General features: G+C 68.6%; 10 protein-coding genes and 1 tRNA gene. 1 reads left to right on the top strand and 10 read right to left on the bottom strand.

What is annotated here, in order from left to right; genetic code table 11:
- Positions 1 to 132: 132 nt before the first annotated feature.
- From ABD089_RS11300 to ABD089_RS11345, 10 genes are all read right to left on the bottom strand, one after another.
- Positions 133 to 206, bottom strand: a tRNA-Gly gene (locus ABD089_RS11300).
- A 137-nt stretch (positions 207 to 343) separates the two neighbouring features.
- The gene (locus ABD089_RS11305; RefSeq protein WP_343886512.1) at positions 344 to 1,684 is read right to left on the bottom strand and encodes a S8 family serine peptidase; all 1,341 of its coding nucleotides are present in this window, start codon (positions 1,682 to 1,684) and stop codon (positions 344 to 346) included.
- Between the two features lie 224 nt (positions 1,685 to 1,908).
- On the bottom strand, positions 1,909 to 2,169 hold the full coding sequence (locus tag ABD089_RS11310; protein WP_343886513.1) for an HPr family phosphocarrier protein: 261 nt from the start codon (positions 2,167 to 2,169) through the stop codon (positions 1,909 to 1,911).
- Between the two features lie 42 nt (positions 2,170 to 2,211).
- Positions 2,212 to 4,293 (bottom strand): PTS fructose transporter subunit IIABC, encoded by a 2,082-nt coding sequence (locus ABD089_RS11315; protein WP_343886514.1) that lies wholly within the window; start codon positions 4,291 to 4,293, stop codon positions 2,212 to 2,214.
- Positions 4,294 to 4,322: 29 nt separating this feature from the next.
- Positions 4,323 to 5,279, bottom strand: coding sequence for a 1-phosphofructokinase family hexose kinase (locus tag ABD089_RS11320; RefSeq protein WP_343886515.1), 957 nt, complete (start codon positions 5,277 to 5,279; stop codon positions 4,323 to 4,325).
- Complete coding sequence (locus ABD089_RS11325; RefSeq protein WP_343886516.1) at positions 5,276 to 6,052, bottom strand: DeoR/GlpR family DNA-binding transcription regulator; 777 nt, start codon at positions 6,050 to 6,052, stop codon at positions 5,276 to 5,278. Before ABD089_RS11325 ends, ABD089_RS11320 begins: the two co-directional genes overlap by 4 nt.
- Before the next feature lie 322 nt (positions 6,053 to 6,374).
- Complete coding sequence (locus ABD089_RS11330; protein ID WP_343886517.1) at positions 6,375 to 7,244, bottom strand: universal stress protein; 870 nt, start codon at positions 7,242 to 7,244, stop codon at positions 6,375 to 6,377.
- A gap of 1 nt (position 7,245) precedes the next feature.
- Positions 7,246 to 7,464: a hypothetical protein gene (locus ABD089_RS11335; protein WP_343886519.1), complete on the bottom strand. Its 219-nt coding sequence runs from the start codon at positions 7,462 to 7,464 to the stop codon at positions 7,246 to 7,248.
- An 18-nt stretch (positions 7,465 to 7,482) separates the two neighbouring features.
- A complete protein-coding gene (locus ABD089_RS11340) occupies positions 7,483 to 8,634 on the bottom strand; it encodes an MFS transporter (RefSeq protein ID WP_343886521.1) in 1,152 nt (383 codons plus the stop codon).
- Positions 8,631 to 9,164 (bottom strand): SRPBCC family protein, encoded by a 534-nt coding sequence (locus ABD089_RS11345; protein WP_343886522.1) that lies wholly within the window; start codon positions 9,162 to 9,164, stop codon positions 8,631 to 8,633. The genes ABD089_RS11340 and ABD089_RS11345 overlap by 4 nt, the downstream gene beginning before the upstream one ends.
- A gap of 145 nt (positions 9,165 to 9,309) precedes the next feature.
- Here ABD089_RS11345 and ABD089_RS11350 point away from each other — a divergent pair, with 145 nt between their 5' ends.
- Entirely contained in the window at positions 9,310 to 11,457 is a 2,148-nt protein-coding gene (locus tag ABD089_RS11350) for an ArnT family glycosyltransferase (protein ID WP_343886523.1), read from the top strand.
- The last annotated feature ends 90 nt before the right edge of the window (positions 11,458 to 11,547 follow it).

Genomic DNA, 11,547 nt, shown 5'->3' on the forward strand with positions numbered 1-11,547 from the left:
TAGCCATCGGCCCGAAAGCCCATCCCTGGGTGGTCCTCGGATCAGTGCGGGCACGGCCCCTGAGCGCCAGCAGTGACGGGAGGTCTTGCGCGATCGAGGCTCGCATCCCGAGTGCGGAAAGCACCGTCTTCTTGGAGCGGGCGCCGGGAATTGCACCAGGCTCTCCCACCAGGAAGGTGGGTGTTCTGCTACTGAACTACGCCCGCAAGGAGGCCAACGATACCGGACCGTGGAGCCCTCCAGCGTGTGCGCAACGCAGCAGCCCCCCATCAGCACGGTTCAGCCAACCAAACGCCCTCCAGAGGCTGGGCACGAGCACTGGCCTGAGGACGGGGCCAACAGCTCACACGGCGCGCACGGCGGCGAGCACGTCGAGTCGTCCCGCCCCCGTGCAGCTGTTGGCCTTGGCCGTGCCCCGGCAACCGGCGCCGGCGGTCCTGGCCGAGATCCCGCTGGCGGTGGCCTTCAAGGTGGCGATCAGCTGTGCCGGGGTGGCCGAGGGACGTTTTGACTTCATCAGCGCGAGGGCACCGGACACCTGGGGCGCGGCCTGCGAAGTGCCCGTTCGGGAGGCATAGCCGCCGATCGAGTCGGAGTAGACGTTCTCGCCCAGCGCCACCACGTCGACGACCTTGGTGCCGCGGGAGCTGAACCAGCTGACCCGGCTGGCTGCGGTCACCGAACCGACCTGGACGACGTCCGAGCGTCCGGCCAGCGGGTCGAAGCATGAGCCGCCGAGCTGCCATGAGTCGTCCTCGCCGGAGTTGCCCGCCGACTGGACGTGCGTGACCCCGCGTTTGGTGGCGTACCCGACGGCCCGCTGCACGGCCAGCAGCCCGCCGCGGTCGATGCCCAGACCACACCAGTAGTCGAAGACATTGATGGACGCATTGGTCACGGCCACCCCGCGTTGCGCCGCCCACAGGTAGGCGCAGACGAGGTACTCGGGATAGGTGGCGCCGCTGGCGTCCACCACCTTGATCGAGGCGACCTTGACGCGCGGGGCGACGCCCGTGACGCCCATCCCGTTGCGGGCCGCTGCGATGGTCCCGGCGACGTGGGTGCCGTGGGAGTCCGTTCCCCGCCACGCATTCGTGGCGGTGTTCGGGCGTCCGCCCGCGGTGCAGTCGACCGAGTCGGCGCGGGAGAAGTTCGTAGCCAGATCGCGGTGCCGGTCGTCCACACCGGTGTCGAGGACGGCCACGACGACCGCGGGCGAGCCGCCGGTGACCCGCTGGGCGGAGGTGGCCTTGATCGTGGAGAGCCAACCCTGCTTCGACTGCAGCGGGTCGGCTCCGCTCACCGGGGCGCTGGTTCCCGTGCGCGCGGGCACGGACTGCGCGCTGACCGTCGAGGTCGCGAGCCGGTCGGTGACGGTCTGCCCGCCGTGCGCGTCCGCGAAGGATGCGACCGCCACGGACCTCTGCGCAGTGAGCATGCGTCCGAAGTCGGGCCGGGTGGTGCGCACCACGACGACGCCGATCTGCGGCCAGCTCTGCACGACCCTTCCGCCGGCCTTGGAGGCAGCCGCGGCGGCCTGCGCGGTGGCGCTCGGCGAGGTCGCGTTGACCAACCAGGTGTGGGTGCCGCCCGCGGCCTGCGCCGGTACGGACGTGAACCAGCCCGACAAGGCGATGACAAGGGCGGACGCTGCTGCGATCGTGATGCGCATGGTGGACTTCACGGCTTCTCCTCGGCTCACCCCCATTGGATGTCGCCGATGGCCCAAACCGAACCATCGCACGCCCAGAATCACCGAAGGCTTCGCTGAGGTTGTCTCAGCGACGAAGCTGCTGGCCCGGAGGCGAAGCTGCTTGCCCGGAGGCGAAGCTGCTTGCCCGGAGACGGAGCAGGGGGCCGGACCACGTGGTCCGACCCCCTGCTGGGTGGTGCTTGTTCGAGCTCAGATCACTGGGCGTCGAGGTCCTTCTCGATGAGGGCGGCGATGGTCTCGACGGCCTCCTCGTTGTCGGACTCGATCGTGACCTGGGCGCCCTTCTCGGCACCGAGGGTCATGATCAGCAGTGGGGACGTGGCGTCAACGCCCTCCTCGCCGTCGACCGACAGCAAGATCTCGTCGTCGTACTCACCAGCGGCCTCGGCGATCAGTGCAGCGGGACGAGCGTGCAGGCCGACGCTCGAACCGACGGAAACAGTCTTGCTAGCCATGGATGGTTCCTTTCAATGGGCGTGGGTCAATTGTGACCGATGTCAGGCCGTTACGGCAGAGGGGGTCTCCACAAGGGGCTTGCGAGTTGACTTCAGCAGCACCACGAGCGCCCCCGAGACCATCGCGCCGACGATGATCGAGAGCAGGAAGCCCCAGAACTTGTCGATGGCGAAGAATACGAAGACACCACCGTGGGGAGCCTTGGAAGCAGCCCCCAGGGCCATGCTCATGGCACCGGTGATGGCGCCGCCGACCATGGTCGCGGGGATGATGCGGAAGGGATCGCCAGCTGCGAACGGGATCGCACCCTCGGAGATGAAGCTCGCTCCGAGCAGCCAGCACGCACGTCCGTTCTCCTTCTCGTTCTCGGTGAACAGCTTCGGACGCACGGCCGTCGCGATCGCCAGTGCGATCGGGGGCACCATGCCGGCGGCCATCACGGCGGCCATGATCTTCATCGAGGCCGGGTTGGAGACGTCCAGGCCAGCGGTGGCGAAGAGGTAGGCGGCCTTGTTGACCGGGCCACCAAGGTCGAAGCACATCATGAGGCCCAGCAGCACGCCCAGCAGGATGGCCGAGGAACCACTCATGCCGTTCAGGCCATTGGTCATCATCTCCATCAAACGGGCGATCGGCTTGGCCAGCAGCAGGTACATCAAGCCGCCGGTGACCAGGGTCGCGCCGAGCGGGATGATCATCACCGGCATCAGGCCGCGCAGCCAGCGGGGGACGCGCCAGCCACCGATCCAAGCGGCGATCGCACCGGCGATCAGGCCGCCGATCAGGGCGCCGAGGAAGCCGGCGCCGGTGGCACCCGCCACGGCACCGGCAACGAAGCCGGGGACGATGCCGGGGCGGTCGGCCATCGCGAAGGCGATGTAGCCAGCCAGCGCGGGCAGCAGGAAGCTGAAGGCCAGCGAGCCCAGCTTGTACAGCATGGCGCCGAAGTACAGCAAGATCCCCGAGCTGGGCAGGTGGTCCACCTGGTTGGCCGGGAACAGCGCTGCACCGGTTGAATCCATTGCGGCCTTCAGGTCGCTGAGCACCGGCAGGTTGGTGATGGACGAGTTGCCCAGGATGTGGTCGGCCACGAAGGGGATCTGGTAGCCGCCGAGCAGGAAGCCCAAGGCGATCAGCAGGCCACCGGCCGCGACGAACGGGACCATGTACGAGACGCCGGTCATCAGCGCCTGCTGGATCCGCTTGCCGAAGCCCAGCTGGCTCTTGCCGCGGGCGCCGGCGCCAGCTGCGGCCGCAGCGGCGGCATCACCCGAGACGCGCGGTGCGTTGGGGTTCTTGGCCGCAGCCAGGGCCTCTTCCAGCATCACCTTGGGCTCGTTGATGGCGCGCTTGACGCCTGACTCGATGACGGGCAGACCGGCGAAGCGCTCCCGGCCCTTCACGCCGACGTCCGTGGCGAAGATGACAGCCGTGGCGGCCTTGATCTGGTCGGCGGTGACCGGGTCGGTGGCCGACGAACCCTGCGGCTCGGGGATGACGTCGACGCCCATCTCCTTGCCCGCGTTCGTCAGGTAGTCGGCTGCCATGTAGGTGTGCGCAATGCCGGTCGGGCAAGCGGTGATGGCGATCACGGACGGGCGTCCGGTGGCGCTGGTAGCAGCGACGGGCACGGCGGCATCAGCGGCCGCCTTGTCGGCCTCCACCTTGGCCGAGTCGGGCTCGACGACGTCGCGGACGAGCGCCACGACCTCGTCCTGGGTCTGCGCGGAACGCAGGGCGGCCAGGAACTCCGGACGCACCAGCGCGCGGGCCAGCTTGGTCAGCAGCTTCATGTGGTCGGCGCCACCGGAGGCGGCGGCCGCGATCAGGAAGACGATGTCGGCCGGGCCCTGCTTGTCACCGAAGTCGACGGGGCTGGCCAGACGGGCGAACCCGAGCGAGGCGGTGTTCACCGCCTCGGAACGGCAGTGGGGGATGGCGAACCCGCCGGGCATCCCGGTGGGCGACTTCGCCTCCCGGTCGAGCGCGTCGGCGGCCAGGCCGTCGGCCTCAGCGCGCCCGGTAGCGGCGACGACCCTGGCGAGGCCGCGGATGACCTCGTCCTTGGTCTGGCCGAGATCGACGTCCAGGGCGACGAGCCCCGGTTCGATGAGTGACGTCATGTCACGTCCTTTCTGTGGGTGGACGCTCATCAGAGCGCTGTGACGGCGACGCCGTCGGGGTTGGTCTGGCTGGGGGCAGGAATTTGGGAGCCGGGCAGCGAGGCGGCCGCGGAACCATAGGCGACGGCGCGACGCAGGCGGGCCTCGGGGGCCAAGCCCTCACGGTCGGCCAGCAGGTAGCCGGTCAGGGAAGAGTCGCCCGCGCCCACCGTGGAGGCCACGGTGATCGGGGGTGGGGTGGCGCGCCAGGCGCCCTCGGGTGTGACGAGCAGCGCACCTGCGCCACCGAGCGTCACCAGCACCGCGCCGATGCCCTTGCCGATGAGTTCGCGGGCGGCCTCCAACACCGGGCCCCAGTCGCCGTTCTCGGCGGCCTGCTCGAGTGCCAGTCCGTCACGTCCGCACAGCTGGCCCAACTCCTCGGAATTGGGCTTGATCAGGTCGGGTGCCGCGCCGGGCAGGGCGTCGGCGAGTGCCTGCAGCGGGGCGTCGGACGTGTCGACGGCGATCCGGGTGCCGAGGGTACGTAGCTCGCGCACCAGTTGCGCGTACCAGGCCGCGGGCGCTCCCGGCGGCAGCGAGCCGGCCAGCACGACCCAGTGTGCCTCCCGGGCGGCGGCGACCAAGGTGTTGGTGAGGGCGGCCAGGTGCTCCTCGGTGAGGGTGGCGCCCGGCTCGTTGAACTTGCTGGTGGTTCCGTCCGGCTCGGTGATCGTCAGGTTGGAGCGCACCGGCTGCCCGACCGGAACATTGCGGTAGGGGACGTCGATCGCGTCCAGCCCGGTGAGCAGGGGGTCGCGGTCGTCGGCGGGGACGACGGCAATCGTGGGGACGCCGGCCAGGGCGACGCAGCGGGAGACGTTGACGCCCTTCCCGCCCGGTTCGGTCGTGGAGACGCCCAGACGGTGGACGCCGCCGCGGGTGACTGCCCCCTCGACCGGCGCGGTGCGGTCCAGGGAGGGGTTGGCGGTGAAGGTGACGATCATGCGGTCACTACCTCGATTCCTAGCTTGGTGAGCTTTTCGCTCTGGGTCGCGGTGATGGCATCGGTGACCAGGACGTCCATCTCGTCCAGGCCGGCAAAACGGGTGGTGGTTTCGGCGCCGAGCTTGCGGGCGTCCGCGAGGAGGACGACCTTGCGCGCGCTGCGCATCATCTGGCGCTTGACCTGCGCCTCGTCGCCGTCGGGCGTGGACAGCCCGTGGTCGAGGCTGACGCCGTTGGCGCCCAGGAAGGCGAGGTCGACTCGGATGTTGGCCAGGCGTTCGACGGCGTGCCCGCCCACGCAGGCCTGGGTGAGGCCGCGGACCCGGCCGCCGACCAGTTCGACGGCCACCTGGGTGCGGGACGACAGAGCGGACGCGATCGGGAGGGAGTTGGTGAAGACGGTCCAGCGTGCGGACGCGGGGAAGAGTTCGGCCAAACGGGCGGTGGTGGTGCCGGCGTCGAGGATGATGGCGCGGTTCACGTCCTCGGTGTCGGCGGGGAGCAGCGTTGCGGCGGCGCGGGCGATCAGGTCCTTCTCGGCGCTGGCGGAGGCATCCCGCTCACCCAGGCCCAGATCGCCGAGGAAGTTGGAGTTGGGGAGCATCGCCCCGCCGTGGACGCGCTGCAGCAGACCCGCCCGGTCGAGCGCCTCCAGGTCGCGGCGGATGGTCTCCGGGGTCACGTCGAAGCGCTTGGCGGCGTCGGTGACGGCGACTCGCCCGTCCTCGCGCGCCAGCTGCACCAGCTGCTGGCGACGTTCCTCCGCGTACATTTCCCACCTCTTCGGGGCTAAAACAACATAAACAAATGTTGGATTATGTTGGAATCCTACGGTACGCGGCGGGCCTTGGGAAGGGGGGACGAGACTTTTTCTGTTCCTGGACACTGACCTCGGCCGCGGGGTGTTTCGATGGAGGGCATTCAGCAGTTCACTGCCCCGGGCGGAACCACGTGGACGGGAGTGCGGTGGCGACCACCTTCGAGGGCAGCGATCTCGAGGGCAGCGACTTCGGGGCACACCTCCGGGAGCGCCAGGACATTCCCTGACTCTCTAGAACGATCCTCGAGCTTGTCGAGGGGGCCCTCCGGCCAGCTCAGTCCCCAGTGGGATCCGGCTCCGGCTCCGGCTTGGATCGGTTCGGCATCACGAGCCGGACCTTGCCCGAGTCCAAGTCCAGGGGCATGGGACCACGCCCGCCCTTCTTCTGGTCGACGACCAGCACCTTCTCCAGGTCCTGCTGCTCGCGCCAGTGCCGCATGCCCGGCGCAAAGGTCTCGAAGAACTCGCTCATGGTCGCCCCCTTCGGGCCAGCGTAGGCCGACGCGTCCGCCAAGATCGCCAGCTCAGGGCAATCCGGTCCTGCGACGGGACCGGATTGCTCTCTCGTGGCGATTTTGGCGGAAACGCAGTCCTGCCCACCGACCCGAAGGCCGATGGGCAGGCTGCGCAGAAGGAATGCGTCAGATCGACGAGGGACCTCCACCTCCGTCACCGGCATCGTCGGACGGATGACCAGCACCTCGCAGGTCGCCTTCTTCACCACCTCGGTGGCGACATTGCCCAGAAAGCGGTCCGCGATGGACGTGTCCCGGATCGCCCCAATGACGATCAGATCAGCATCGTGCGTGCCGGCGGTCTGCAGCAGGGCCGCTGCAGGTTCCCCCTCCACCAGCAGTGCTGCGCTGACCTTGGCGCCGTACTCACCGGCGACATGGGCCGCCCGCAGCAGCGCCTCCTCGGCGGCTTCACGTCCGTGCACCTGCTGGGCCGTCGAGACGTCCCCGCCGAGGGTCTGGGTGTTGATGGCCTCCACGCGTTGCGACAGGCTCGACCAGGCGCAGACGATCACCAGCTCCGCCTCCTCTCGTGCGGCCAGCCATGCAGCCCGGGCGACGGTCGGTTCGGCCAGGCTCGAACCATCCGTTCCAACCACGATGATGTTGTAGTCGTTCATCTGTGCCATGTCAGTGCCCTCCAGCCACGGGAACGGCGATGTTGTCGATGTCCTTGACGATCGGGGGTTCCTTGATGAACAGCATCACCACGCCGGCCAGCGCCAGGAAGACCCCCGCGAAGACCATGGCGGTGTTCGGGTTCTCGCCCAGGAGGTGCTTGTAGACGGGGCCGAAGGTGACGGTCTGGATCAGCATCGGGATGACGATCATCATGTTGACGATGCCCATGTAGACGCCGTAGCGGGTCTACGGCACCATGCGCACGATCATGATGTACGGCACGCCGAGGATCGACGACCAGGCGATGCCCAGACCAATGATCGAGACTATTTGGCTGACGTTGCTGCCCATGTGCGGGAAGACCAGCAGCGACGCGGTGGCGCACCACAGGCAGATGGTGTGCACCCACTTGGCGCCCAGCTTCTTCGCCAGCGCGACGAGGCTGAAGGCCACCAGGAAGGTGACGATGTTGTACGTCGCATTGACGCGTCCGGTCTGGGCCACCGCGAGTTGGTAGGCCTCGGTGGAGGTGTCCGTCGTTCCGTAGAGCGACTTCGAGATGCTCAGGCTGACGAACTGCCAGTAGACGTTCATCGCGTACCACTGGAAGAAGTAGACGCCCGCGAGGACCCACATCGGGGCGGGCATGTCGACGATTGCCTCCCAGATCTCGCGCAGGAACACGCGCGGGCCCGTCTTCTCGGCCCTGAGGGCGGCGATCTCCTCGGCGCTGGGCTCGTTCTCGGGCGTGGTCATCACCGAGACCAGCACCGACGCGATGGAGCAGAAGGCGCCGAGGAAGAAGGCGCCGAACACCCACGTCGGCAGGCCGCCACCGTGGCCCAGGCCGAAGATCGACTGGAACAGGGTGATCGACAGGTTGGCCAGGGTGATGCCCAGGCCGGCGAAGAAGGACTGCGCCAGGAAGCCCTTGCCGAGCTGCGACGGGGGCAGCTTGTCGGCGATGAAGGCGCGGTAGGGCTCCATGGCGGTGTTGTTGCTCGCGTCGAGCAGCCACAGCAGCAGCGCGGCCATCCACACGGCCCACACGAAGGGGAACAGCAGCAGACACACCGAGCAGCCGATGGCGCCCACGAGGAAGTAGGGGCGTCGGCGACCGCGGAAGAAGCCCCGCGCGATCCACGTGCGGTCGCTCATCGCGCCGATGACGGGCTGGACGAGCAGGCCGGTGATCGGACCGGCGAGGTTCAACAGGGGCAGCTGGTCTGAACTGGCGCCCAGCAGCGAGTAGATGGGGTTGATGGCCGTCTGCTGCATGCCGAAGGAGTACTGGATGCCGAAGAAGCCCAGGTTCATCAACAAGATCTGCTTCATCGTCATCAGCGACTTGTGACGCACCGTCGTCACGGTGGCGGTGTCTGCGGTTGCGGCGCTCATGCGCGTCCTCCGGTTCCGGGCACGGGCGTGCGGTTGGTGTTCAGCCAGTCGGCGAGGCGTTGCATCTCGGCCTCCCAACCGGTGGAGTGGTCCTTCGCCTCTTCGGGGTCATAGGGGCCCTGGACGACACGGACGAGCGTCCCTCGCTTGCCCATCTTCGTGAACTCGACCCGCAGTTCCAGCGGCACCTCGGGATTGATCCCCTCGTCCCCGGTGATGCGCTGCTTTGCGACGAAGACGTCCGGACGGAAGTACTCGGTGAACACGGCGTCGGTGCCCACGACGTGCCCGTCGGACTCGCGCACCTTGTCGTGGTGGTGGCGGCCCCCGGCCTTCAGTTCGCTGGTGACCGTGCTCGGGTCGACGTGCCAGCCGGGTGAGCCGCGCCACTGGCTCATCTGTTCCGGGACCGTCCACGCGTCGAAGACGTCATCGCGGGCGAAGGGGTACCCCTCTCCACCACGAGGATCATGTTTGCTGTCACTTGCGCTCCCCTCGATGGCCGCGGCAACGGCGCCGCGGTTGGCCATTCTGAACCGGAGCAGGCCTTTCGTCGAGGGGTCCCGCATCGTGGCCCAGAAGACGCACAGACCTGTGCCCGACCCCGCACAGCCCGCACACAGGCCCGAACACCAGCGTGGTCACCATCACCAATTCCTTGTGAAGGGAACCCGCATGACCACTGCACCACTGCTTGCCGAAAGGGCGGCCCCACCCGCCAGCCCCGAGGCCGCGTCCGCGCCCGTCCAGGGGGAACGCGGCAGGGTCGGTCGCACCTTCCTGGGGCCCCGCACCGATCCGGCCTGTGCCCGCCCAGCGCTGTGGGGGCTGTTGGCCCTCGCTGCGATCACCTACCTGTGGAACCTCACCAACTCCGGCTACGCCAACAGCTTCTATGCCGCTGCGGTGAAGTCGGGGACGCAGAGTTGGACGGCCTGGCTGTTCGGGTCGCTCGACTCCGCCAACTCGATCACCGTCGACAAGCCCCCGGCCGCCTTGTGGGTGATGGGCCTGTCGGCCCGCCTGTTCGGCTTCTCGTCCTTCTCCCTGCTGCTCCCGCAAGCGCTGATGGGCGTCGGCACGGTGGCACTCGTCCACGCGTCCGTCCGTCGCTGGTACGGCCATGCGGCCGCCCTGGTCGCCGGGGCACTGGTGGTCGCCGCGCCGGTCGCCGCGATGATGTTCCGGTTTGACAACCCGGACGCGATGCTGACCATCCTGATGGCCGCCGCTGCCTACTTCGTCACCCGCGCCATCGAGACCGAACGCGGTCGCCAGGCGCTGTGGTGGATGGTGGCCGCCGGTGCGGCCATCGGCTTTGCCTTCCTCACGAAGATGCTGCAGGGCATGCTCGTGCTGCCCGGCTTCGTGCTGGCCTACCTGATCGCCGCCCCGCGCAGCTGGAAGGCCCGGGTCGGCCACCTCTTCGCTGCCCTCGGCTCGCTGATCGTCTCGGCTGGCTGGTTCGTGCTGCTCGTCGAGTTGTGGCCCGAATCGGCCCGTGCCTACATCGGCGGTTCAACCAACAACTCCGAGTGGGAGCTGGCCCTGGGCTACAACGGCTTGGGACGCATCTTCGGCGGCTCCGGCAATGCCGGCGGCGGTGGCGGTGGTGGTGGCTTCGGCGGCACCGCGGGGCTGTTCCGCATGTTCAACTCCCAGTTCGGCACCGAGGTCAGCTGGCTGCTGCCCGGCTCGCTGATCCTGCTGGTCGCCGGCCTGGTGGCCCGGGGACGCGCTCCCCGCACCGACCTGCGTCGCGCCGGTCTGGTCATCTGGGGTGGCTGGCTGCTGTCCACCGCGGCCGTGCTGAGCTTCATGTCCGGCACCGTGCACTCCTACTACGCGATCGCGCTGGTGCCCGGAATCGCCGCCACCATTGCGATCGGCGCCACCGAGGCCTACCGTGCCGCGGCGCTCTCGACCAAGGTCTGGGCGGCCACCGCCTACCGCAGCGCCATCGGTTTGGCCATCGCCGTCAGCGCCGGCTGGGGGTACCACCTGCTGGCCACCACTGCCCCGAGCTGGCACCCGTGGATCAAGTGGGTCGCCCTGATCGGCGGCATCCTCGGCGCGATGGCCTACGTCCTGCTGGACACGCTGGCCCGCACGGCGACCCTGAAGAAGCTCGCCATCGCGGCCCTGGTCGTCGGATCGCTCGCCGCCGTGGCACCCACGGCCTCGTGGACGGCTGCGACCGTAGCGGTCGGCCACACCGGATCGTCCCCGGCGGCTGGCCCCTCGAGCGCCTCGGTCGGTGGTGGCATGGGTGGTGGCATGGGTGGTGGCGGCGGCCGGATGGGCACTGCGCCCAGCGGCACCGACGGCCAGCAGACCGACGGCCAGGCGCCCACGGGCACCTCGGATGGCTCCACGGACGAGACCTCCGGGACCTCGACCAACGAGACCGCCACCAATGAGGCAGCCGGTACGTCGACCGCTGGCCAGCCCCAGGTCGGTGGCCGGGGCGGCGGGATGGACTCGGCCAGCACCAACAGCGAGCTGGTCGGGGCCCTGAACGCCACCACCAGCAAGTGGTCGGCCGCCGTGATCGGTGATCAGACGGCTGCGGGCTACATCCTCAGCTCCGACACGGCCGTGATGTCGATCGGTGGCTGGAGCGGCACCGACGACAACGTCACCCTCGAGCAGTTCAAGCAGTATGTGGCCAACGGCGACATCACCTACTTCATCGCCGGTGGCGGCATGGGCGGTGGCATGGGTGGCCAGGACAGCTCGGCGAGCGAGATCACCACCTGGGTGCAGGAGAACTTCACCAGCACGACGATCGGTGGCACCACCGTCTACGTGCTGAACTCCTGAGCGCAAGAACACAAAAGCGCAAGAACACAAGGGGGAGANCCCCCCCTGGTCGCCCACAAGCGCTGGATGTGGCGCCAAGGTTCTGCGGTC

The sequence above is a fragment of the Luteococcus sanguinis genome, from assembly GCF_039527675.1.
Lineage (GTDB): Bacteria > Actinomycetota > Actinomycetes > Propionibacteriales > Propionibacteriaceae > Luteococcus > Luteococcus sanguinis.

Bases quoted from the DNA above. Each gene is read 5' to 3' on its own strand.
- ABD089_RS11330 (WP_343886517.1), bottom strand. From the start codon at position 7,244: ATGGCACAGATGAACGACTACAACATCATCGTGGTTGGAACGGATGGT.
- ABD089_RS11350 (WP_343886523.1), top strand. From the start codon at position 9,310: ATGACCACTGCACCACTGCTTGCCGAAAGGGCGGCCCCACCCGCCAGC.
- ABD089_RS11310 (WP_343886513.1), bottom strand. From the start codon at position 2,169: ATGGCTAGCAAGACTGTTTCCGTCGGTTCGAGCGTCGGCCTGCACGCT.
- ABD089_RS11320 (WP_343886515.1), bottom strand. From the start codon at position 5,279: ATGATCGTCACCTTCACCGCCAACCCCTCCCTGGACCGCACCGCGCCG.
- ABD089_RS11315 (WP_343886514.1), bottom strand. From the start codon at position 4,293: ATGACGTCACTCATCGAACCGGGGCTCGTCGCCCTGGACGTCGATCTC.
- ABD089_RS11345 (WP_343886522.1), bottom strand. From the start codon at position 9,164: ATGGCCAACCGCGGCGCCGTTGCCGCGGCCATCGAGGGGAGCGCAAGT.
- ABD089_RS11325 (WP_343886516.1), bottom strand. From the start codon at position 6,052: ATGTACGCGGAGGAACGTCGCCAGCAGCTGGTGCAGCTGGCGCGCGAG.
- ABD089_RS11340 (WP_343886521.1), bottom strand. From the start codon at position 8,634: ATGAGCGCCGCAACCGCAGACACCGCCACCGTGACGACGGTGCGTCAC.
- ABD089_RS11335 (WP_343886519.1), bottom strand. From the start codon at position 7,464: ATGGGCATCGTCAACATGATGATCGTCATCCCGATGCTGATCCAGACC.